Origin of the sequence: Cohnella sp. (assembly GCF_041641335.1) — a bacterium.
GTDB lineage: Bacteria > Bacillota > Bacilli > Paenibacillales > Paenibacillaceae > Cohnella.
This window is the reverse complement of record NZ_JBEPYQ010000058.1, coordinates 1-22,047: the sequence shown is the minus strand read 5'-3', so window position 1 is coordinate 22,047 and position 22,047 is coordinate 1. Positions and strand designations below refer to the sequence as shown.

The 22,047-nt window shown below is 53.3% G+C and carries 20 protein-coding genes; 14 read left to right on the top strand and 6 right to left on the bottom strand.

Going from position 1 to position 22,047, the window contains the following annotated elements:
• Nucleotides 1–8: 8 nt before the first annotated feature.
• A complete protein-coding gene (locus tag ACESLM_RS18620; RefSeq protein ID WP_372633074.1) occupies nucleotides 9–812 on the bottom strand; it encodes a helix-turn-helix domain-containing protein in 804 nt (267 codons plus the stop codon).
• Between the two features lie 133 nt (nucleotides 813–945).
• Here ACESLM_RS18620 and ACESLM_RS18615 point away from each other — a divergent pair, with 133 nt between their 5' ends.
• Nucleotides 946–1,755: a phytanoyl-CoA dioxygenase family protein gene (locus ACESLM_RS18615; protein ID WP_372633073.1), complete on the top strand. Its 810-nt coding sequence runs from the start codon at nucleotides 946–948 to the stop codon at nucleotides 1,753–1,755.
• Nucleotides 1,756–1,834: 79 nt separating this feature from the next.
• On the opposite strand, the gene ACESLM_RS18610 is transcribed toward ACESLM_RS18615, so the two are convergent.
• From ACESLM_RS18610 to ACESLM_RS18600, 3 genes are all read right to left on the bottom strand, one after another.
• On the bottom strand, nucleotides 1,835–2,170 hold the full coding sequence (locus ACESLM_RS18610; protein WP_372633072.1) for a hypothetical protein: 336 nt from the start codon (nucleotides 2,168–2,170) through the stop codon (nucleotides 1,835–1,837).
• Nucleotides 2,171–2,308: 138 nt separating this feature from the next.
• Nucleotides 2,309–3,076, bottom strand: coding sequence for a TIM barrel protein (locus ACESLM_RS18605; protein ID WP_372633071.1), 768 nt, complete (start codon nucleotides 3,074–3,076; stop codon nucleotides 2,309–2,311).
• Nucleotides 3,077–3,120: 44 nt separating this feature from the next.
• Nucleotides 3,121–4,092 (bottom strand): Gfo/Idh/MocA family protein, encoded by a 972-nt coding sequence (locus ACESLM_RS18600; protein WP_372633070.1) that lies wholly within the window; start codon nucleotides 4,090–4,092, stop codon nucleotides 3,121–3,123.
• A gap of 138 nt (nucleotides 4,093–4,230) precedes the next feature.
• Here ACESLM_RS18600 and ACESLM_RS18595 point away from each other — a divergent pair, with 138 nt between their 5' ends.
• Nucleotides 4,231–5,061, top strand: a complete 831-nt coding sequence (locus ACESLM_RS18595; protein ID WP_372633069.1) for an AraC family transcriptional regulator — start codon at nucleotides 4,231–4,233, stop codon at nucleotides 5,059–5,061.
• A gap of 684 nt (nucleotides 5,062–5,745) precedes the next feature.
• On the opposite strand, the gene ACESLM_RS18590 is transcribed toward ACESLM_RS18595, so the two are convergent.
• Nucleotides 5,746–5,964, bottom strand: a complete 219-nt coding sequence (locus ACESLM_RS18590) for a hypothetical protein (RefSeq protein WP_372633068.1) — start codon at nucleotides 5,962–5,964, stop codon at nucleotides 5,746–5,748.
• 302 nt (nucleotides 5,965–6,266) lie between these two features.
• Here ACESLM_RS18590 and ACESLM_RS30405 point away from each other — a divergent pair, with 302 nt between their 5' ends.
• From ACESLM_RS30405 to ACESLM_RS18580, 3 genes are all read left to right on the top strand, one after another.
• A complete protein-coding gene (locus ACESLM_RS30405; protein ID WP_483862603.1) occupies nucleotides 6,267–6,467 on the top strand; it encodes a DUF6199 family natural product biosynthesis protein in 201 nt (66 codons plus the stop codon).
• A 696-nt stretch (nucleotides 6,468–7,163) separates the two neighbouring features.
• On the top strand, nucleotides 7,164–7,973 hold the full coding sequence (locus ACESLM_RS18585; RefSeq protein ID WP_372633067.1) for an alpha/beta hydrolase: 810 nt from the start codon (nucleotides 7,164–7,166) through the stop codon (nucleotides 7,971–7,973).
• 113 nt (nucleotides 7,974–8,086) lie between these two features.
• On the top strand, nucleotides 8,087–8,596 hold the full coding sequence (locus ACESLM_RS18580) for a MarR family winged helix-turn-helix transcriptional regulator (protein ID WP_372633066.1): 510 nt from the start codon (nucleotides 8,087–8,089) through the stop codon (nucleotides 8,594–8,596).
• Between the two features lie 90 nt (nucleotides 8,597–8,686).
• Here ACESLM_RS18580 and ACESLM_RS18575 read toward each other — a convergent pair whose 3' ends face one another.
• A complete protein-coding gene (locus ACESLM_RS18575) occupies nucleotides 8,687–9,580 on the bottom strand; it encodes a helix-turn-helix domain-containing protein (protein WP_372633065.1) in 894 nt (297 codons plus the stop codon).
• A 153-nt stretch (nucleotides 9,581–9,733) separates the two neighbouring features.
• Here ACESLM_RS18575 and ACESLM_RS18570 point away from each other — a divergent pair, with 153 nt between their 5' ends.
• From ACESLM_RS18570 to ACESLM_RS18530, 9 genes are all read left to right on the top strand, one after another.
• Nucleotides 9,734–11,683: a glycoside hydrolase family 127 protein gene (locus tag ACESLM_RS18570; RefSeq protein ID WP_372633064.1), complete on the top strand. Its 1,950-nt coding sequence runs from the start codon at nucleotides 9,734–9,736 to the stop codon at nucleotides 11,681–11,683.
• 87 nt (nucleotides 11,684–11,770) lie between these two features.
• On the top strand, nucleotides 11,771–13,591 hold the full coding sequence (locus ACESLM_RS18565) for a cache domain-containing sensor histidine kinase (protein WP_372633063.1): 1,821 nt from the start codon (nucleotides 11,771–11,773) through the stop codon (nucleotides 13,589–13,591).
• A gap of 34 nt (nucleotides 13,592–13,625) precedes the next feature.
• Nucleotides 13,626–15,209 (top strand): helix-turn-helix domain-containing protein, encoded by a 1,584-nt coding sequence (locus ACESLM_RS18560; protein ID WP_372633062.1) that lies wholly within the window; start codon nucleotides 13,626–13,628, stop codon nucleotides 15,207–15,209.
• Nucleotides 15,210–15,509: 300 nt separating this feature from the next.
• Nucleotides 15,510–16,883, top strand: a complete 1,374-nt coding sequence (locus ACESLM_RS18555; protein ID WP_372633061.1) for an ABC transporter substrate-binding protein — start codon at nucleotides 15,510–15,512, stop codon at nucleotides 16,881–16,883.
• A gap of 218 nt (nucleotides 16,884–17,101) precedes the next feature.
• Complete coding sequence (locus tag ACESLM_RS18550; protein WP_372633060.1) at nucleotides 17,102–18,007, top strand: carbohydrate ABC transporter permease; 906 nt, start codon at nucleotides 17,102–17,104, stop codon at nucleotides 18,005–18,007.
• Nucleotides 18,007–18,849, top strand: coding sequence for a carbohydrate ABC transporter permease (locus ACESLM_RS18545; protein ID WP_372633059.1), 843 nt, complete (start codon nucleotides 18,007–18,009; stop codon nucleotides 18,847–18,849). The genes ACESLM_RS18550 and ACESLM_RS18545 overlap by 1 nt, the downstream gene beginning before the upstream one ends.
• A gap of 88 nt (nucleotides 18,850–18,937) precedes the next feature.
• Entirely contained in the window at nucleotides 18,938–20,008 is a 1,071-nt protein-coding gene (locus ACESLM_RS18540; RefSeq protein WP_372633058.1) for a M24 family metallopeptidase, read from the top strand.
• A 20-nt stretch (nucleotides 20,009–20,028) separates the two neighbouring features.
• The gene (locus ACESLM_RS18535) at nucleotides 20,029–21,225 is read left to right on the top strand and encodes an NAD(P)/FAD-dependent oxidoreductase (protein WP_372633057.1); all 1,197 of its coding nucleotides are present in this window, start codon (nucleotides 20,029–20,031) and stop codon (nucleotides 21,223–21,225) included.
• A partial coding sequence (locus tag ACESLM_RS18530) for a proline racemase family protein (RefSeq protein WP_372633056.1) occupies nucleotides 21,222–22,047 on the top strand: 826 nt, incomplete at its 3' end. The genes ACESLM_RS18535 and ACESLM_RS18530, both read left to right, overlap by 4 nt.

Genomic DNA, 22,047 nt, shown 5'->3' with positions numbered 1-22,047 from the left:
GTACTCGTTTAATCGCCCGGCCCCTTGGCGAAGCTTCGCGGACTTTGCCCGTACGCCCTCCGGAATAAAGCGGCGAAATGATTGTAGTTGTTGAACCCTACGTCCAGAGAGGCTTCGGTGGCCGATCTGCCCATGTGACGCATGAGCAGGGCGGCTTGCCGGAGTCTCATGCCGTTTAAATAGTCGAGAATCGGAACGCCCATCTCCTGCTTGAACAGATGCGACAGTCTGGAAGCGGACAGGCCGACCTCGGAGGCAATGCGCTCGAGACGGATTTCCTCCGGCATGTTCTGCGACAGGAACTGAAGGGCGCGCTCGATGCGGGGATCAAGGCGTTTCTCCAGACGCTGTGCGACGAGCAGCAGCAATTCGCGGATCGCGTTCTCGAACAGCGCCTGCCAGTAGGCCGAACGCTCGCGGGAGTCGCGGAGCAGACTGCGGAACGCGCGGTAAGCCCGTTTGCGCGTTTCTCCTTCAGGCAGCTCGGCGACGACAACCTCCTCGTCGGGTAAATAGCTGGTTTCCGATAGTTTGCCGAAGTGAGCCCAAACGAAGTTCCACTGTTGTCCCGGCACCGTTCCGTATTCGTGCGGAGTTCCGGAGCGAAGAATCGCGATGTGACCGGGGGGGCACCGTTTCTCTCCTGCCGGCGTGCGAAAATAGCCCTCCCCGCTTAGCGTCATGGCGATGAGCCAATCGGATCTAGCCTCGGGCCGGCGGATGACGTAGCGGTCGTTCTCGCGGAAGTGTCCGGCGAGCATGGCGCCGATCGACGTGTCGACATATTCCTCGGGATGTTTATTATGCGGCATAGACAATCTCCGTTCGGGCTGGTTTGCAGCAGAATACAAGTACTTTACAGCAGTAATCTTACTTCATCCACGATACGAAAGCGGGTAAGCTGATGTCAAGAGCAACGACATTGCCGCCAAGGGAGCGATGAAGATGGGAACGAAGCTGAAGGCGTTGACCGACGAGCAGTTCGCTTTTTTCGAAAAGGAAGGCTACGTCATCGTAAAAGGGTTGTTTTCCGAGAAGGATTTGCGGGAGATCGACGCAACGTTCGAGGAGATGAGTGACAGGGCGGTGCCCGGTTATTTCGAGCCGGTGCTGGACGGGGAAAACGCCGATCCGCTGAAAAGGTATCCGCGGGTCATGCACCCTCATCGGTTTAATGAGACAGCCAAACGGTACATGCTGCACGGCCCGGTGATGGAAGTGTTGGCCGATCTGTACGGAGAAGAGGCGCTGGCCGCGCAGAGCATGTTCTATTATAAGCCGCCGGGCTCCCGAGGCCAGGCGCTGCACCAGGACAATTTCTATCTCCAGGTGGAGCCGGGCAACTGCATCGCCGCCTGGACGGCGATCGACGCGGCGGACGAAGAGAACGGCGGGCTGCTTGTCGTGCCGAAGACGAGCGACTTCGAGATTTCGTGCCCGGAGACGGCCGACTCGAACGAGTCGTTCACGACTCACTACGTGAAGCCGCCGAAGGATCAGAAGGCGATTCCCGCGGTGATGGACCGGGGCGACGTGCTGTTCTTCAACGGCAATCTGATCCACGGCTCCTACCGGAACAAGACGAAGGACCGATTCCGCCGCGCGTTCATCTGCCACTACGCCAATGCGTCGGCGACGCGCATCAACACGCACTACCGACCGCTCTTCCGCGCCGACGGCACGGCCGTCGATCTCGAGCCGAACCCGGACGGCGGACCTTGCGGCATCGAATTCGAGATGGCTTATCCTCATTAAGATATCTGCATAAGTTTCCCGGAAGTTGGGCCCGCGATGCGAGCTTAACTTCCGAGGGACACCGCCGCCAACAGCCTCATTAACGGTCCAGCAGACCGTTAATCCCACGAATTCCCCGCCAACAGCCGCATTTACGGTCCAGCAGACCGTTAATCCCACGAATTCCCCACCGACAGCCGCATTTACGGTCCAAGTAGACCGCTATTCCCACGAATTCCCCGCCGACAGCCGGGATAACGGTCCAGCAGACCGTTAATCCCACGAATTCCCCGCCGACAGCCGGAATAACGGTCCAGCAGACCGTTAATCCCACGAATTCCCCGCCGACAGCCGGGATAACGGTCCAGCAGACCGTTAATCCCACGATTTCCCCGCCGACAGCCGCATTTACGGTCCAGCAGATCGTTAATCCCACGATTTCCCCGCCAACAGCCGCATTTACGGTCCAGCAGACCGCTATCCCACCGAAGTTCCACTAACAGCCACACAAAACGGCTTCGCAGACCGCTGCGTCCAAGAAAAGGGGCCGCCATTCCGGCAGCCCCCCGTTCTTTTACAGCACCTGGGACAAAAGGTCCTCCTTAAACTGCTGGATAGCCTCGTCCGTATCGATCGTGTAGCCGCACTCCAGGCCGACGAAGCCGGAGAAGCCGGTGTTCTTGATGGCGCGCAAAATGTTGACGTAGTTCAGCTCGCCGGTGCCCGGCTGCTTGCGTCCCGGATTGTCGGCGATGTGATAGTGGTTGATGCGGTCGATGTAGCCGGTCGCGTTGCGGATGACGTTGCCCTCGGTAATCTGCTGATGGTAGACGTCGAACACGAGCTTGACGTTCGGGCTGCCGACCTGGTCGATGACGTCGACCGATTCGTCGGAGCGCTGCAGGAAGTGGCCGGCATGATCGACCAGACCGTTCAGCGGCTCCACCTCCAGCACAATGTCGGCTTCTTCGAACAGAGGCGCGCAGCGCTTCAGCGTCTCGACCATCGCCTGCCGCTGCTGATCCCGCGGCACGCCGTCCAGCACGTTGCCCGTCTGGGAGATGACCGAGCGGACGCCGAGAATGCGGCACGCTTCGATCGTCTGGCGAACGCCCTCCAGATAAGCGTCGCGCAGCGACTCGTCCACCAGACTGATGAATTTCGTGCAGGTGGCGCTAAGTCCGACGCCGATGCGCTCCTGCTCCGCCGCCAGCTTCTTCAGATCGCCCAGATCCCACCACGCGTAGTATTCCAGGCCCTGGAATCCGTGCTCTTTTACTTTTTCCAGATGATAGACGACGTCCTTCCCTTGATAAGCCCCGATACACAGCGAAAATTTCATGTCGCTCCAAGCTCCTCTCTGTAGATCCAAATAGGATAACAAGTTTAGCCTATCTTCACCGCTTGGCCGGATAGCGCCGATTCGTTCGCCGCAATCGTAATCTCGTGCGTTCTCAGCGAGTCTTCATAATCGGACAAAATTAGCGACGTATCCCCGGTACGCAGGGCATGCAGGAAAGCCTCGTCCTCGACGTAATAAGGGTTGGCGACGTTCGAATGTACCGTCGTTCCTGCGGCGGTAATCTCCTTGAGCGCGTCGCTTCTCAGCTCCAGGACCCCGCTGCCGGTGTAGATGTCCAGTCCGACGTGATGGCCGACCGGAAGCAGGCAAGTATTCGAGATCGTCGCGACCATACCGTTAGCCAGCTTCAGTGTTACGGTGCCTACGTCGGGTACATCGGTGCCTTCGACCTTATCCCCCATCACCTGAAGCGCGTAGGCGGCGTACACTTCTTGCACTTCCCCGCATACGTAGCGGAGGAGATCGACGATGTGAGTCGTCTGTTCGACGAATTGACCGCCGGATCCGGCTTGCACTCTCCACCATGGAACCATCGGCATTCCGCCCATCCAATAACCGAGAGCCATGCCGGGCTTGCTGTCCGCCAGCAGCTTTTTGGCAAGCGCCGCAGATTCATTATAACGCCAGTGGTAGCCGACGGAAGTGATTAATTTGCGATTTTTCACCTTTCCGCCGATGGAGCGGGGGAGCTCCCGATCGATCCCGAGAGGCTTCTCCACCAGAAAAGGAATGCCCCGCTCGACGAGCCGCTCCTCCGCTTCCCCGTGGGCCATCGGAGGGACGCAGACGTAAACGCCGTCCAATCGGGAGCCGTCCAGCATTTCGTCCAATTTTGAATACGCTTTCGCTCCGGCGTGCTCGCCTGCGGCTTTTTGCGCTCGTCCGAGATCGACGTCGTAGAACGCCGCCAGCTCGACGCCTTCCATCTGCACCAAATTGCGAATGTGATGATTGGCAATGCCTCCGGTTCCGATAAAACCAAGCTTTAACGTCATGCGATGATCCGCTCCTCTGCCAGGTAGGATGTCGTATAATTCAACTTACGCCCTTATTGTAGTTGAAGGCAGAACCGAATTAAATATAATATACTTCTTATAACGTATCGAAAAATGAAACTTAAGGAGTGCGAGGGGATGTACTATGGGAGGCATTTTGTCACGACGGAGTGGGACCGGAGATTGCCGCTTCATTTGACGAGCATCGGCTATACCGATCAGTCGCCGATTCATCGGGAGCACGGGTTTCAGAGCTTTCACTGGCTGCATACGGTCGAGGGGAGCGGGGAATTTACGGTGAACGGAACGACCTGCCGGCTTCAGCCGAATCAGGGCATTTTCCTGAAGCCGCATGTGCCTCACAGCTATGCTCCCGACCCGGACGGCCGCTGGTCGACATGGTTTATGACGTTCGACGGAGCGCTGGCGAACCCGATCGCGGCAGCCTTGGACATCCCGACGATGACGCCGATCGGTTGGGACGAGGATTGCCCGCTGGCCGGCGTTCACGAGCATTACAGAGAGAGAATCGGCCACAGCTTCGATTTCGCGGGGATCAGCGGGTCGCTCGAAGTGTACGCGTTCCTGTCGTGGTTGAAGCAGTATGGCCGATCGAGTGGTCAGCCTTCGCTGTCCAAGGGCCACGAGAGACTGACGCCGATTTACCTGCTCATCGAGGAGCGGTACGGCGATCCGGACCTCGGCCTCGGCCGCATGGCGGACACGCTGGGCGTCAGCCCGCAATATCTGAACACGCTGTTCCGCAAAAGCTGGGGAATCAGCCCCTATCAGTATTTGGTTCAATTCCGCATTCAGAAGTCCAAGGAGCTGCTGATCTCGAACCGCTCCCGCACAGTCCGGGACATCGCCGCCGAGGTCGGCTTTCAGGACGACAGCCATTTCGTGCATACGTTTCACAAGCTGTCCGGCATGACTCCGGTTCAGTTTCGGAATCAGTATGGGGATTGAGGGTAGATACCAGGCTAACTTAATAATCCATTAAGTCAGAATTTGTACACCTAGGTACACAACAATCCGGTATTCTGTTCGGATAGAATGGATCGGTAAATGGTATCCTGAGCGACAAACAGTCGGGTGAAATCGCTGAGATGCAAGTAGTTCCATGTTTTATGAATCTCTTTTTTAATTTGCTATAATACGGATGTACGACAGGCTTGGGTGGGGAAGTATCGCCTCCAGAGGGGGGTGATGCTCATGCAATTTTCGTTTACGGAAGTGATAATGCTCGGCATGTTCTTGCTGGCGTTGCTCACTTATCCGAAAAAGCGAAAATAACCCGCCCAGGTTCGCGCCAGGGGATACGGGTTATTTTCGGGTTTGTTCGGAGGTTTCCCATCCAAGATGTTGTACAGGGGAGTCGGATGGCGTCCGGCTCCTTGTTTCTATTCTTATGATAGCACGAGGCAATTATACGTGCAACTGATGAGAAGCATTGCGCAAATCAGACACCAATAAAGGCGCCTTTTTTTCGGCAGATGACTTCCAGGGGCGCAGCCCTGAACCAGCCTCTGACACGATGGACTTGAACGGCGTGCGAAGAGAGCGAAAGAACAGCGCCAGCGTTCGTCTGGATCAACTTAATTTAAAATGGAGAAACATGTAAAAGCAAAGATAACCTAGTTACCTTTTAAGTTAAGCAAGAGAAAGCATATCCATCTGGAAAACATTAATTAGAACTGTCCCAAATCCGATGAAACACACAGCTTTTTCACAAGTTGATGGCTTGCAGTCTTTCCCAGAATCCTTGTTTCTATCGCTTAGAAAATTCTGCCTTCCTTCGTTCAATGAATCAAAATCGGGCAGGCCTTTGCTCTGGTTGCCGTCAAAAATTGTCCGAATATCCAGCTGCAACCGCCGGTATCTCCAAACTACAATCGGCGTTCATGCCTGACCTTCTTCCGGCGAGTGAAGTGTTGTCTTCAATCCAATCAGGTAAGCTGAACAAAATATGGCGGAGGGGACAGCTTGTTCTCGGAGTTAAACAATAAATGCTCATGAAACAATTACGACGCAGTACGAAACGGAAAGCGTAGACGGCACCAATAAGTTCAGGGAGATCTGGTCCGTACACAGGAGACAAACCTGCGGGTTGCTCAAGTCGGTGTAATTAACCTTCCAAGACAGCAAAGTTTTGTAGTTACGGAGATGTGATTATGGGAATAGCAATAATTATATTCGGCCAAGCTTTCCTATTTTTTCCCAAACAAATTTGGATGCTTGAACGCTTTATGGTTCAGATTAAAAAGGGAAAAGTTAGCTTTGAATCAGATCGCCCTACAACTTTAGTAATTATTATTAGTAGAGTGATCGGTGTCTTCTGCCTTTTGTTAGGCGTATTGCTCTTAGTTACTTAACATTTAAGGACAGCGATAACTAGTAGTCGACAACATGGCGAGTGTAACAACGTAAGCGTCAAACCCTCCCCACCTTCGAATCGTGCAACTGCCATGAGATAATCCCCCTCAGAAGCCAATCAGAGGAGGATATTTCTATGGGCAGAGATGAGGTACGAATGAAATTTTTGATCCACATTCGGGCGCGACAACCTCATGTGGTTTCTTTTTTTCAGAGGTTTTATCAGGGGGGAAGGGCGCGGTTGTTGCTGGGCCAAAAAACTACCCCAGCCTTGCGGCAGCATAAAGAACCACACCATAACCTGATGGCCAGAGCAAGCGGCTTGCCCACTAGTTGATTTTCCCGTAGGAGTGGCTTGCAGCCTTTCATTTCCATTTGACGGAGTTTCTGTCTTCAACACTAAGAAAGGCTGTATTAAGAACCTAACCATATCACTGATGACCGGAGCAACGTATTTAGCTCGCCTCTGTGATCGGCGGTTGACTTCCCAAACTGCCGATGTGCCTGACGCAAAGCGCGCACGACAATGAAGGTGATTACGATACCGACAAAGTACGTGAGCGCTGACATTTTATACGGGCGAACCCATCCATGTTTAGATTCCATATAGACAGAATATTTTGGCGATGTTAGTATTGTTTCTGTAAGAAACAATATTGTTTTATTTGAATATAAAAATAGGGAGGATCGTATTTATGGGGACGATTGAAATGAAAATAGCATCCTTTGACGGGACGAAGCTTTATTTCAGCAAAGATTTGGTTAGCGAGGCGAAAGCAGCTGTCGTAGTCGTTCATGGTTTATGCGAACATGCCGGACGCTACAATTATTTGACGGAAAAATTAAACGGGCGCGGCTTTAACGTATATCGTTTCGATCATCGCGGTCATGCCAGATCGGAAGGTCAGCGCGTATTTTACAGTGACTTTCATCAACTCATTGACGATGTGAATGTCATTGTCGAGGCGGCGCTTCAAGAGAGCGGCGACCTCCCTCTTTTTGTAATCGGACATAGCATGGGAGGCTTTGCGTCTTCTTCCTTTGGAACCAAATATCCCGGGAAAGTAAAGGGGATCGTTTTATCGGGAGCGCTTACCCGCTATCACACAAAGGTCGCAGGCGAGCTGCCGCTTGAGCTTCCTTCGGGCACGTATTTTCCGAATGAGCTTGGCGATGGAGTGTGCAGCGATCCGGAAGTTGTATCCGCTTACGCTAATGATCCTCTTGTGGAAAAACAAATCTCCGTAGATCTGTTCAACAGCTTGGGCTATGGCGTAGAGTGGTTGAAACAGCATGCCAAGCAATTTGTAGATCCGGTTTTCGTTATGCATGGGGCCAATGACGGGCTAGTGAGCGAACAGGACTCCCGCGACTTCTACGGCGACATCGCTTCTACCGATAAATCATTAAAAATCTATGCTCGTCTCATGCATGAAATCTTCAATGAGACAAGTCGCGACGAAGTCATTGAAGAAGCGATTGAATGGATCGAAAAACGGATATAACTTGCGCGTCGGTATATTCGGTGCTGCGAGTCGGCGGCTGTTAAAAGCATTGTTCGATATGGTATGATCCTTTCTATAAAGGAATAAGGATTCCAATGCGAAAGGGTATACCGATGAAATTAGAATGGATGGGCAATCATCGAGTATTGATCGAGAAGATCATTAAGTACGGAAATGCCTACTCGAATACCTATAAATTGCAGCGGAGCTACGGAACGGACGTCATGTTTTCCGCTTCGCAAATTCAGACGCTGGAGTATATTCTGGAGTCTGAGGATAAAGACGAGAAGATGTCGGAGATGGCGGCTCGGCTCGGAGTGAGTCGCAGCACCTTTTCCAAGAACGTTAAAAATTTGACGGAAAAAGGCTTGTTGGAAAAGTATCATCTCAGCGGCAATCGCAAGGATATCTACGTGAAGCCTTCTGCAAAAGGACGCGAGGTGTACGCGAAGTACACCGACTTTGTTTGCAAAATTTGCTTTAACGATATTTTTCAACATGCCGACAAAATCCCGGAAGCCGAGAAGGAGCAATTCATTCGCATTTTGGATTTGCTTGCGGATGTTTTGCTCTGGTACGGCGAGAAGGAACAAGGGCCTCGCACGCTTGTTAAAATTGACTGAGGATAGACGAAGTTCTACCACGGACAACCCCGATTCACCATGAAATTTCAAGTCCGCACCAAGCTCCTCTGTGAAGGAAAGTCCTACTTTCTACCTTTTATTCAAGTGCGTCATATAGTAAGCCTTCCGGTATTCTGTAGGAGTAATTTTTTCGTATTTTTTGAACAGTCTCATGAAGTATTTCTCGTCCGAGAAGCCGACTTCGTAGGCGACTTCCTTCACGCTTTGCCGGGTTTGCGCCAGCAAGTCCTTCGCCTTCGACAGTTTCAGGGCGTGGATATATTCCTGAAGACTCATGCCCGTCCTCCGCTTGAAGTAGCGCGACAGGTAATCAGGGTTGTACTGGAACCTTTCGGCCAGTTGGCTTATGCTGATCGATTCCGCCAAGTGGATACGCACCCACTCGATCAGGTTCGCCAGCAAATCGTCCGCCGGGTGATCGCCCAAGGCGATCCGCAAGCCGGCCATGGTCTGTTCGGATAGCTCCAGCATTAACGACGTTGTCATATATCCCGCTGCGAGATGGGTTGAGTAATCGGAATTGGCAATATGGAGCAGCTGGTGGAACAAAATATTGAGCCTCTCGATGCCGGACGGCGTAGAGAACACAGGGATGTAGATGGAGGAGTTCATGCGGTGGGATTCCGGATGGGTAAGGAGCATGCGCAATTCGTCCGGAATTTCTGGCGCTTCGATCAACTGGGAAGGAGCTGGACATAAAAAATGAACCCAGTAGAACGAGCTGTTCTCTCCGCTTACGGCGTAACCTTGATGAACGCGGCCGGGAAGCAGCAGCAGAACATCGCCCGGGCGAAGGGCGTACCGTTCCTCGTCCTGCTGTAAATATACGGTTCCATTCAACCCCACGATGAGTTCGAAGCTATCGATCACCCGCTGCGAATGTCTCCAGGGGACATTGGATACGAACTTGCCCGCCGATACGAATTCAAGAGGCGCGGAAACGTCTGTTTTGAACAATCGCATGCCGTATACTCCTTGCCAACGGAATACCCTCGAAGTCGAGCGTAACGAAAAAAGTCGGTTTTGTCCACTAATTCTCACCATCAGGCTACCGACAGAGAAGGAACGCGATGCTATCATGAGATCAAGCAGTCAACCGATGAGGGGGATTTCATAGTGTTTCAACGCCTGTTTTCTATTCCGTTAAAAAACGTAACGATAGACGACGCCTTCTGGACTCCTAGGCAAAACCTCGTCCGCGATACGGTAATTCCGTACCAATGGCAAGCGTTGAATGACGAGATCCCGGGCGCGGAGCCGAGCCATACGGTTGAGAACTTCCGGATTGCTGCGGGAGAGCGGACCGCCGAGTATTACGGCCAGGTGTTCCAGGACAGCGATCTGGCGAAATGGCTGGAAGCCGTCGGATATGCCTTGTCCATTCAGCGCGACGAGAAACTTGAAGCGATCGCGGACGATGTCATCGATCTGCTCGGCAGGGCGCAGCAGCCCGACGGGTACTTAAATACGTATTTTACGGTCGCGAAGCCGGGTAGGAAGTGGACGAATCTGCGCGACGATCATGAACTCTACTGCGCGGGACATCTGATCGAAGCGGCTGTCGCTTATTACGAAGCGACGGGTAAACGCAAAGTCATTGATATTATGAGTCGGTACGCGGATCATATGGTGAAGACGTTTGGACCGGAGCAAGATCAGATTAAAGGCTACGACGGTCATCCCGAGATCGAGCTTGCGCTCGTCAGGTTGTATCGGATCACAGGCAATAAGAGCTACTTGGAGCTGAGTCGCTTTTTTGTCGAGGAACGGGGACAACAGCCTTCCTTCTTCGACCAGGAGGAATCGCTGCGAACGGAACACCGGGTGGCGAGGAGGAAGCCGGAATATTTCCAGGCGCATCTGCCTGTCCGTGAGCAGAAAACAGCCGAAGGGCATGCCGTTCGAGCGCTGTATCTCTTCAGCGGCGTGACGGATCTGGCCGCAGAGTACGAGGATGCCGGGCTGTTGGAGGTATCCAAGGAGCTCTGGAGAAACGTAACCCGCAAGAGAATGTACGTTACCGGTGGGGTAGGGTCGAACGAATATTGGGAATCGTTCACGATCGATTACGATCTTCCGAACGACCGGGCCTACACGGAAACTTGCGCAGCCATCAGCCTGATGTTCTGGGCGAGCCGGCTGCTGCAAATGGAGGCGGACGCAGAGTACGCGGACGTAATGGAACGAGTCCTGTACAACGGCATACTGAGCGGCATTTCCCTCGATGGTAAAAGTTACTTCTATGTAAATCCGCTGGAAGTATGGCCTGAGGCTTGCGGAATTCGCGAAGATTTGCGCTCCGTGACCCCTGCCCGCCAGCCCTGGTTCGGATGCGCTTGCTGTCCGCCGAATATCGCCCGACTTATTGCCTCGCTTGGACAATACATTTATTCTTATAGTAGCCGCGACCGGGAGTGGTTCGTCCATCTCTATGTCGGCGGCCAAGCGGAGCAGACGATTGGCGATCGGTCGGTACGGCTAACGCAACAGACGAACTACCCTTGGGACGGCCATATTCAGATCAAGGTCGAGACGGAGGAAGCGGCAGAATTCACGATCGCTCTTCGGGTGCCAGGATGGTGCAAAGGTGCACAACTGAAGGTGAATGGAGAAGAAATTGACGTCTCTTCTCACTTGCATAAAGGGTATGTTAAGATAAGCCGCACATGGGTAAACGGAGACGAGATCGAAATGGTGCTGCCCATGGCCGTCGAGAAAGTGCGTTCCCATCCGAGGGTGCGGGCCAATGCAGGCAAGCTCGCGCTGCAGCGGGGACCCATCGTATACTGTCTGGAAGAGGCGGACAACGGCGACAACCTGCCGGATATTCGGATCGCCGACTCCTCCCAATTCGAAGCTTCATTCGAAGCCGGACTCCTGGAAGGCGTTGTCGTACTGAAAGGCGAGGCCAAGCGCGTGATGCTGCCAGATCACGGCGAGGAAGAATTGTACTTGACGGGTCCGAACGAATTCGCCGATGTTCCTGTTACAGCGGTACCTTATTATGCCTGGGCGAATCGCGAGCCGGGTGAAATGCTCGTCTGGCTCCAAGAATTAAGATCTTAATTGCGCGTTCCTATTCCTCCCAGAAACTGAATGATCCGGTTTCTGGGTTTTCCTTTCTTTGTATTTCCTAAGACGAAAGGGGCGCTCGTGATCCGTAGAATTCGCGAAATGATCAACATCAGCACCATCCGCGGCAAGTTTTTCTGGCTGACAACGACGCTCGTGATCGTTCCGATGGTTATCTTGAGCACCATCTTCTACAATATGACCGCGGATAAACTCGGAAGCAATGCCAAGAAGCACGCGTACTCGTCTTTGAATATGGCAAGTCTCTATATGGATCAGGTCGCTAAGGACATCAATGATCTCGCGAACGTCATTATGGGCAACCTGGAGCTTCAAGCCATTTTACTCGAGAAGGACATGGACGACTACACCTATATGCGCAATATTAGCCGAATTTCCAAGCTGATGAGCGTGTACACGCAATCGAAGCCCTTCATTACCTCCTATCTGGTCTACTCCAAGAACGGGATTGGCGTTAAGCGTCTCTTCCGGGGAACCGAATCGATTGCATTCGATTACCGGAACATGATGAGCGAGGACATCGGCGAGAGTTACTTACAGATGCTCGAGGCTAACAATCGGGTCCTATGGTTGAATAAACAACCTTCGGAAGAGTCGTACTACTCAGAGCGAATGATCGTCGGAAAGCTTCTGAAGGAAACGGAAGGCAATTACGACACGCTCGGTTTTCTTATGCTGGAGATCGATAAGGACGCTCTTTTTAAAGGACTGCAGTTTCTCAATCCTTCCGAGCAATCGCAATATTTCTTCTGGGACAACTACGGAGGATTGGTGTACCATATGCCCCGCGAGACAGACCCCATCCTGGGGCAGGAAATCATTAATCAAATGCAGCATGTGGAATTTTCAGAAGCTTTCGACAAAAGGGTAATTACACTCGGTAACCGGAATTTCTATGGCGCTTCGGTCTTTATCGAGAGAACCGGCTGGACGATGACGACGCTGATTGAGGATTCGATCCTGCTCGAGGACGCGAACAAGTTCGGCAAGTTAACGATTCAGACGTTTATGTTCGTCTTGGTCATCGGATGGATGATCGCTTTCCTGTTCAGCAATTCCATTAGCCGGCCGCTAAGAAGACTCCGATCGATGATGATCGTGAATCCTAACGCCGAATCGCTGCTGCAATATCGGTTTGAAGCGAGTGACGAGGTCAGTCAAATCGGAGAAAAGTTCATTCGGCTGATGGAAGAAAACCAGAAGCTGAACGATCAAGTGTTCGATGCGCTGCTCAAGCGCAAGGAAGCGGAAATCCAGGTGCTCCAAGCCCAGATCAACCCGCACTTCCTGTACAACACGCTGGAAAGCTTAAACGGTTTCGCCGTGATGCGCGATCAACCCGAGATGAGCGAGGTCATCGGCGCGCTGGGGAAGTTCTTTCGGGTTACGCTTAGTCGGGGGAACGAACTTATTCCGATAGCCGATGAAGTGGAGCATGTCACTTCGTATGTGAAGGTTCAGCAGTTTCGATTCAGAGGTAAATTCGAATGGATCTGCGAAATAGACGAGGAGATGATGCCCTATTGGATGCCCAAGCTGCTGCTTCAGCCGCTTGTCGAGAATGCCATCTATCATGGATTAAAGAAAGAATCCGGAGGGGGCGTGATCATGCTCTCGGGACATTTGACCGACAATGCGATCAAGTTCATGATCAGCGATGACGGACCGGGCATTCCGGAAGATAGAATGAAGGAGATTGTAGAAGCGTTAAGCACAGGGGAGTCTGGAAAAATCTATGGATTAAAAAACGTACATGACCGAATTCATATGAGGTTTGGAGCGGGATACGGCTTGGAATTGTCGAGTCAGCCGGGGACATTCACGACGGTGTCGATCACGATCCCCTTTTTGGACAGCCATGGACAAGTGATCGACAGCTAGGACGATATCCCGACAAAGAAGGGAGCTCAAAGAGATGAAGGCGATGATCGTAGACGACGAATATTACATCCGGGAAGGATTAAAAAGGTCGAGCCTTTGGAATGAGCTGGCCATCGAAGTGGCAGGCGAGGCGGAGGACGGCGCTTCCGCATGGAGCGCTTACCTGGAATGCCAACCGGATATCATGCTGCTGGATATTAATATTCCTGACTATAACGGGATAGAGCTTGCCAAACGGATTCGCGGTCACAGCGCGGATACGCAGATTATTTTCCTGACGGGCTACGATGAATTCCAATGGGTGAAGGAAGCCGTCTCACTGCAGGCTTCGGATTATTTGCTTAAGCCTGTCGTCCGGGAGGAGCTCTCCAAAGCGCTTAGTAAAGCCAAGCTTCAAGCCCAGCTCAGAGAGGATCGCAACCAACGCGAGGATCTGCTCCGCAGGCAGGTTCACGACTTCAGTAAAGCGGCTCATGAACAATGGCTGATTGATCTCGTGCAGCAGCGCCGTCCGCTTGACCAAAGCTTGGAATTGCTTGCGTCAAGCGGGGTTCATCTGGATCCTGCAGAGGAGTATGCGGTTCTGTGCTGCGAGGTCGACGATTTCTCTTCTTTTTTCGAAGGCGCCTCTGCGAGCGATCGACAATTAAGTCAGTATGCGTACCGCAAGCTCGTGGATGAAGCGCTGGAAGCTTACCCTCGCGTCTATTCGTTCGGAGAAGTCGCTGGCCGGATCATTCTGTTGGTCCGTCTCGGCAACGGACACAACCAGCTAAGTGAGATGGCGGAAGCGGTGCGATCTGCCGTCTTGAAATACTTGAAGCTGACGGTCAGCATCGGAATCAGCCATCCGGTGGAGGGTCTGGAAAGAACGTTTAACGCCTACCACGAAGCGATCCGCGCGATGGAGTACAAGGCAATCGTCGGCGGAGGGCAGATCATTCCGTACTCGTCGACGGTCGTGACGATGACCCATAACAATCGGATGCTGGACAAGGAGTTGTATCTGCTCAGCGAAATCCGCGCGGGCAACGAAGAGAATGTCGATCGCATTCTGCGGGAATGGACGGATAACTTGCGGACGATGGCTTGGAACGATATGAGGCTCGTCGCGTCCCAACTGGTCATGTTCGTCATTCGTCTGCTCAAGGAAGCCCAGATTCCGAACAAGCCGGTCGTTCACGAGAATCCGCTCGTGGGGCTGTCGGATTGCAGGACGATTGATGAATTGATCCAGTTTCTGACCGAGTACCTCACGGAGGTCGGCCGCGTCATTCGACTGTCCAAGGAATGCCGTTCGCACAAGGTGATCGAACAGGCGAAGGGATGGATTCGCGAGCATCTGGCTGAGGACCTAAGCCTGGTCAAGCTGGCGGAACATTTGAACATGAGTCCGAAATATTTAAGCAGCCGCTTTAAGCAAGCGACGAATGAGACGTTCGCGGATTTTACGACACAGATTCGCTTCGAACGGGCAAAAGCGCTGCTGGCCGATCCCGAGATGAAAATATTGGACATCGCGGCTAAGGTCGGCTTTACGGACACGAACTATTTTAGCGTGGCTTTCAAGAAGCATATCGGCATGACGCCGACGGAATACCGCAAAAAATATTTATAGTGCGTGTTCAAAAAGTCCGGTTTTCAGCACCGAGAAGGTTGGATGAAGACCGGGTATGAGGAGCGGAGCGTAGTGGAAGCTACGTGAGCACCGGAAGAACCGGCTGAATTCAAGATTCGACGCCGAATCCGCTTCCTGAATCGCTTCGTGATCAAAAGCGGACTTTTTGAACAACCTCTTATAGAAATGTTCATACCAAAACAAAGAGCATGTGGACATATTCAATTGTTCGGTTGGCGGCTCCCCAGCATAATGAAAAGGTAATTTCAAAACGGTTACGAGGGGAGAAGGGTCATGGTTATGAAAAAATGGAATCTGATTTTCTTAACGCTCGTACTTGCCTTTACGCTGGCCGCCTGCGGCAAAAATGATGCGAACAAAGCGGACGAAGGCAGCGGAAGCAGCAGTTCATCGGCAGCGCCTAAAGAAGCGGTTAAACTGAAATTTATGTTCTGGGGAAGCAACGATGAGAAGAAAGCGGTAGAAGGGATGGTCAAGTCGTTTAACGACAGTCACCCGAATATCCAAGTGGCTGCGGAACACGTGCCTGGAGACTACAATACAAAAATCAACACGCTGATGGCGTCCAACGAGCTTCCGGACGTGGCCTATTTGCCGGATTCGCTCGCATCGAAGTGGGGTTCGGAAGGAAAGCTTCTGGACTTTACGCCTTACGTGGTCGGGGCCGATGAATTGCAGAATCGCTTGCCGGCATCGTTCTACTACAGCGAACCGGGCAAAGTCGTCGGTTACGCGACAGCGGCTGAAGTGATGGTTATCTACTACAATAAGGACTTGTTCACGGAAGCGGGCCTCGAGCTGCCCCCGGTAGAAGCGGAGAAGGCATGGACTTGGAATGAATTCCTCGAAGTCGCCAAGAAGCTGACTAAGGATACGAAGGGCAGAACGGCGAACGATCCGGACTTCGATCCGAAAAATATCGATCAATACGGGTTCTCCTTCGGATCGGACCGCTCAACCTGGGCGCCTCTATTAGCGAGCAATGGCGCGGGCATCACGGACGAAACGGGCATGCAATACACGATGAACAGCCCGGAATCCGTCGAAGTGTTCCAGGCGCTGCAGGATATGCTGTTTAAGCATCATGTGGCTCCGGACCTTATTCAACAGAAGAACATGCCGGACAACTACGTTCGTCTGCAAACCCGCAAGGTCGCTATGGTGATGGACGGAACTTGGGCGCAGCTCGATATCTCCAATGCGAAGCTGAATTATGGAGTCGGCGTTCTGCCCATCTTCAAAGAACCGAAAACAACCTATATCGCCGGCGCCAGCGTCGTGTTCGCCAACACGAAGCATCCGGATGAAGCGATGGAGTTCTACAAGTTTCACAACAATCCGGAGCAAGTTGACTTGTACAAGATCGGTTTGTGGATGCCTGTCGAAACGAAGTATTATACCGACCAGGCGGCGATCGACTCCTGGACGAATCAAGTTCACCCGCCCGAATGGAAGACGGCTGCGATTGATTATGCGTTGAAGTATTCGACGAAATCCCCGTCGTCCAGTCTGAAGAACTGGCCGGAGCTGAATGCGAAGATCACGCCGGCCCTGGAGATGATCTGGACCAACAAGAAGTCGGCCCAGGAAGCGCTGGACGAATTGGAAGCGCAAGTTCAGCCTATGCTTCAAGGGAAATACGCGGATAAATAAGACGTAATCGGACCAAGGAAGAGCCTCGATGGATTCGGGGCTCTTCTGCGTATTCGGGGAGAATTCCGCGCGCGTCCGCAGAAGAAAAAAATCGTACCAAAACAAAGAGAGGGTGGACACATTCGATTGTTCGGTCCCTACCTCTAAGTGATAATGAGATCATGCATTCAGCGACTACGTTTGCGCCACAAGACGACAGAAAGGGGATTCGATCTCGCATGCGCAGCAAAGCTTCGGGCGTCGCCCGGATGGAAAGAAAATGGGGGATTATTTTCGCGTTGCCGCCGATACTGGGCTTGTTGATTTTTACGCTTTACCCCGTGACGGCTTCCTTCTTCTACAGCTTGACGGACTGGAGCATTGGCAGCGACTGGACCATGATTGGCTTCGACAATTACAAGACGGTGTTTACGGATGATCCTTTGTTTAATAAGGCGCTGTACGCGACGACGTATTATGCGCTCGGCAGCGTTCCGATCGGCCTTGCGGTCGCCTTCGCTGTGGCCATGCTGTTGAATCAGAAGGTCAAGGGCTTGTCGATCTTCCGGACGATCTTCTACTTGCCTACGATCGTTCCGAGCATCGCGAACACGATTCTATGGCTGTGGATCTTTAATCCGGACTTCGGCTTATTAAACTCCGGGCTGAAAGCCGTCGGGCTGCCAACCTCCCAATGGGTATATGCCGAAGAGACGGCGATCCCTTCGCTGATCATGATGAGCACCTGGGGCGTAGGCAACACCATCCTGATCTTCTTGGCCGGCTTGCAGGGCGTTCCCGGACATTTGTACGAGGCGGTTGAGGTCGATGGAGGAAACCGCTGGCACAAATTTTGGAACATTACGATTCCATGCATGACTCCGACGATTTTCTTCAACCTGATCATGGCGTTGATCGGCACGTTCCAAGCCTTTAATCAAGCGTACGTCATGACCGAAGGAGGGCCTAACAATTCAACGTTGTTCTACGTGTATTATCTGTACCGCAAAGCGTTCACCGAGTCGAAGATCGGATACGCTTCCGCACTGGCTTGGGTGCTGTTCCTGATCATTATGTTATTAACGTTTATCGTCTTTAAGACTTCGAACAGATGGGTGCACTATGAAGAAGGAGGCGGAAAATAATGACGATTGCAGGAAAAAATTTTGCCCCCCTCCGCGCTCTGCTCTATGTCCTGCTTATTGTCGGCAGCATTGGGATGATCTTTCCGTTCGTATGGCTGATTCGCAGCTCCTTAATGGAGAACAGCCAAATCTTTGTTTTTCCTCCGGAATGGATTCCGGATCCGTTCAAGTGGAGCAACTACAAGGAAGCGCTGACTTCCGTGCCGTTCGGCCGATACTTCCTGAATACCTTAACGATTGAGCTGTTTGTGATCAGCGGCGTGTTGATTACGAGCGTGATGGCGGCTTACAGCTTCGCTCGGTTGAACTGGCCGGGAAGAAATCTGGTGTTCGCGCTGCTGCTAGGCTCGATGATGCTCCCCTATGCGGTGACGCTGATTCCGAACTTTATGCTCTGGAGAAGTCTCGGAGGGATTAATACGTTCATGCCGTTGACGGTTCCGGCATGGTTCGGGGGCGGAGCGTTCAACATTTTCTTGCTCAGGCAGTTTTTCATGGGCATTCCGAAGGAGCTTGACGAGGCGGCTTATATGGATGGGGCGGCGCCGTACAGAGTGTTGTGGACGATTATCGTACCGCTTGCGAAGCCCGCTATGATCGTCGTGGCGATCTTCTCTTTTATTGACGTGTGGAATGACTTTCTTGGACCGATTATTTATTTGAACAGCAACGAGAAGTTTACGCTGGCGCTCGGGTTGGCCACGTTCAAAGGCTTGTACAACGCCCAGTGGGGTTATTTGATGGCCGCCTCCGCGACGATCGTGGCTCCGATTCTGGTGCTCTTCTTCTTCGCTCAGAGACAGTTTATCGAAGGGATAACGTTAACTGGAATTAAGGGTTAATAGTGCTTGAATCCGATTGACAGTTCAACATAGTTGAATTAAAATTAATATTGTTGAATCTAGTGAAATTACGAGAAGGTGGCGAACTATGGGAGCACGAAGGCTGGAACGCGTCAGGAAGCAGCTCGAAGCGCTGGGAGTGGACGGATTATTCATTACAAATCCGTATAACCGGCGGTATTTGACCGGATTCACCGGTTCATCCGGATATGTTCTCGTTACGTCGGACAAGGCGCTGCTGTTCACCGATTTTCGTTATACGAGCCAAGCGGCCGAGCAGGCCAAGGCGTACGAAGTCGTCCTGCATGCGATCAACCCTGCAGAGTCGATCGCGGAGGCGTTGAAGGCATACGGCGTAAGGAAGCTCGGCTTCGAGAAGAACCACGTTACCTACGCCGCTCATACAGGCTATGTGGAACAGTTCGCAGGCGTCGAGCTCGTACCGACCCAGAACGTCGTTGAAGCGCTGCGCGGCATTAAAGACGAAGAGGAGCTCGGCTACATTCGCAAAGCGATCGAGATTACCGAGGTGGCCTTCGAGAAGATTCTCGAGATCATGAAGCCGGGGATCTCCGAGCTGGACGTATCGGCGGAGCTGGAGTACCTCATGCGCAAGAACGGAGCCCCTTCTTCCGCTTATGCGACGATCGTCGCTTCTGGTCCAAGAGGAGCGCTCCCTCACGGCTTAGCCAGCGGGAAGCTGCTGGAAGCGGGCGAGTTCGTCACGCTCGACTTTGGGGCGAGCTATGAAGGCTACTGCTCGGACTTGACCCGAACGGTGTTCCTGGGTACGCCAACCGAGAAGCATAAAAAGCTGTACTCGATTGTTCTAGAAGCGAATCGGGCGACGTTGGCAGGCTTGAAGCCGGGTATTTCAGGCAAAGACGGAGACTCGATCGCCCGGGATTTGATCGCGAGCCACGGCTACGGCCCGAACTTCGGACACGGTCTCGGCCACGCCTTCGGGCTGGAAATTCACGAGCCCGTGAGACTGTCGCAGCAGAGTGCGGACATTCTTGCTCCGGGTATGGTCATTACGGTCGAGCCGGGAATCTATGTGCCGGGATTCGGCGGCGTCCGAATCGAAGACGACATTGTCGTTACCGAGACGGGCATCGAAGTGCTGACGAAGTCGAATAAAGAACTTATCGTTCTGTAAAAGGAAGAAGTGGAGAGACGATGAAGTCCGATTCGGCAGAGGTTGTGGTCATCGGCGGGGGCATCATCGGCATGTCGATCGCTTATTACGTCGCGAAGCTGGGGATGGAGGTCGTCGTCGTCGAACAGGGAGAGGTCGCCGGAGGAACCTCTTCCAAGTGTGACGGGAACATCTTGGCCATTGATAAGGATCCGGGCTTCGATAGCCAGATGTCGCTCAAGTCGCAGGAGCTGGTGGCCGAGCTCGCGCGGGAGCTCGACGAGGAGTTCGAATATCGGGCGCCCGGCAGCATTCTCGTCTGCGAGAGCGAAGAAGAGATGATCGCCGCAGAGCGGTGGGTAGCTCGTCAGAAGGAGGCGGGATTGCCCTTCCGAATGCTCGACCGCCAAGATTTGCGCGACGAATGGCCCTACATGGCGGACGATCTGCCCGGCGGCTTGGAATGCGCCACGGACTCGACGGTGAATCCTGTCCTGTTGACCTATTCGCTTGCGGCTGCCGCACGCCGATTGGGCGCCCGTATTCGGACGCATACGCCGGTTACGGGAATCCTGCTCGACGAACGCCGGAGAATTCGCGGAGTAGACACGCCTAACGGGGAGATCAAGACGAATGTCGTCATCAATGCCGCCGGGATATGGGCCAAGAAAGTCGGGCAGTTCGTCGGCATCGACATCCCGATCGAACCGCGCAAAGGCCACATTCTTGTGGCTTCGCGCACGACGAGCATCGGCAAGCGCAAGGTCATGGAGTTCGGCTACTTAATCAGCAAGTTCGGCGGCACGCGCAAAGTCGATTCGAGGTTCGCGGAATACGGCGTCGCGCTCGTCTTCGAGCCTACAGCCTCTCAGAACTTCCTGATCGGCTCCAGCCGCCAGTTCGTCGGCTTCGACACCCGCGTCGATCAACGAGTGATCCGGCTGATTGCCGAGCGGTCGATCCGGTTTTTCCCGGTGATCGAGCATATCCCGATGCTGCGAGCTTACGCCGGACTGAGACCGTGGACGCCGGATCATCTTCCGATCGTCTCGCGGATCGACGAAGTTCCCGGATTGTATACGGCCGCCGGACATGAAGGCGACGGAATCAGCCTGGCAGCCGTTACAGGCAAGCTGATCAGCGAAATGCTGTCCGACTCGCCGACTTGCATCCCGACCGAGCCGTTGCGGTATGACCGTTTCCGCGACGGACGCGACCCTCAGGAGGTGCTCCTATGAAATTCGGCAAAATGATTACGACGATCGATACGCATACGGGCGGCAATCCGACCCGCACAGTGACGAGCGGAGCGCCTGTTCTGATCGGAAAGACGATGACCGAGAAGATGGTGTACATGTCGGAGCGCCACGACGATTTTCGTCGGGCCTTAATGTACGAGCCGCGCGGTCACGAGGTCATGTCGGGCTGCATCCTGACCGAGCCGTGCGACAAGACGGCCGACATCGGCGTCGTCTTCATCGAAACGGGCGGATATTTGCCGATGTGCGGCCACGACACGATTGGCGTATGCACGGCATTAATCGAGAGCGGCCTGTTCCCTCCGGACAAAAATGTACTGCGTCTCGATACGCCGGCCGGGCTTGTGGAAGCGACGCTGGACATCGAGAACGGCAAAGTGAAGCAGGTTGCCTTCACGAACATCCCGTCTTTCCTCTATAAGAAAGACGTGACCGTACTCGTCGACGGCCTTGGAGAGCTGACGCTTGACATCGCTTACGGCGGCAACTTCTACGGACTGGTCGATGCCAGGCCGCTTAACCTGCCCTTAGTGCCTAATCGGGCTTCGGACATTATTCGGCTGGCGATCCGGATCCGCGAAGCGGTGAATGCGCAAGTCGAAGTCGTTCATCCGGAAATTCCGGTTATCCGCGGCTTAACGCATATCGAATTCTTCAGCGATCCGGAGTCTCCTGAGGCGGACTGCCGCAACACGGTCGTCGTGCCGCCGGGCGGAATCGACCGGTCTCCTTGCGGGACCGGCACGTCGGCCAAAGTCGCCGCGTTGTATGCCAAGGGGGAGCTGGGCCTCCGGGAGCAGT

Coding starts and splice junctions, on each gene's coding strand:
- ACESLM_RS30405 (WP_483862603.1), top strand. CDS start 6,267: ATGGGAATAGCAATAATTATATTCGGCCAAGCTTTCCTATTTTTTCCC.
- ACESLM_RS18535 (WP_372633057.1), top strand. CDS start 20,029: ATGAAGTCCGATTCGGCAGAGGTTGTGGTCATCGGCGGGGGCATCATC.
- ACESLM_RS18550 (WP_372633060.1), top strand. CDS start 17,102: ATGCGCAGCAAAGCTTCGGGCGTCGCCCGGATGGAAAGAAAATGGGGG.
- ACESLM_RS18585 (WP_372633067.1), top strand. CDS start 7,164: ATGGGGACGATTGAAATGAAAATAGCATCCTTTGACGGGACGAAGCTT.
- ACESLM_RS18580 (WP_372633066.1), top strand. CDS start 8,087: ATGAAATTAGAATGGATGGGCAATCATCGAGTATTGATCGAGAAGATC.
- ACESLM_RS18615 (WP_372633073.1), top strand. CDS start 946: ATGGGAACGAAGCTGAAGGCGTTGACCGACGAGCAGTTCGCTTTTTTC.
- ACESLM_RS18560 (WP_372633062.1), top strand. CDS start 13,626: ATGAAGGCGATGATCGTAGACGACGAATATTACATCCGGGAAGGATTA.
- ACESLM_RS18575 (WP_372633065.1), bottom strand. CDS start 9,580: ATGCGATTGTTCAAAACAGACGTTTCCGCGCCTCTTGAATTCGTATCG.
- ACESLM_RS18595 (WP_372633069.1), top strand. CDS start 4,231: ATGTACTATGGGAGGCATTTTGTCACGACGGAGTGGGACCGGAGATTG.
- ACESLM_RS18545 (WP_372633059.1), top strand. CDS start 18,007: ATGACGATTGCAGGAAAAAATTTTGCCCCCCTCCGCGCTCTGCTCTAT.
- ACESLM_RS18555 (WP_372633061.1), top strand. CDS start 15,510: ATGAAAAAATGGAATCTGATTTTCTTAACGCTCGTACTTGCCTTTACG.
- ACESLM_RS18605 (WP_372633071.1), bottom strand. CDS start 3,076: ATGAAATTTTCGCTGTGTATCGGGGCTTATCAAGGGAAGGACGTCGTC.
- ACESLM_RS18540 (WP_372633058.1), top strand. CDS start 18,938: ATGGGAGCACGAAGGCTGGAACGCGTCAGGAAGCAGCTCGAAGCGCTG.
- ACESLM_RS18620 (WP_372633074.1), bottom strand. CDS start 812: ATGCCGCATAATAAACATCCCGAGGAATATGTCGACACGTCGATCGGC.
- ACESLM_RS18600 (WP_372633070.1), bottom strand. CDS start 4,092: ATGACGTTAAAGCTTGGTTTTATCGGAACCGGAGGCATTGCCAATCAT.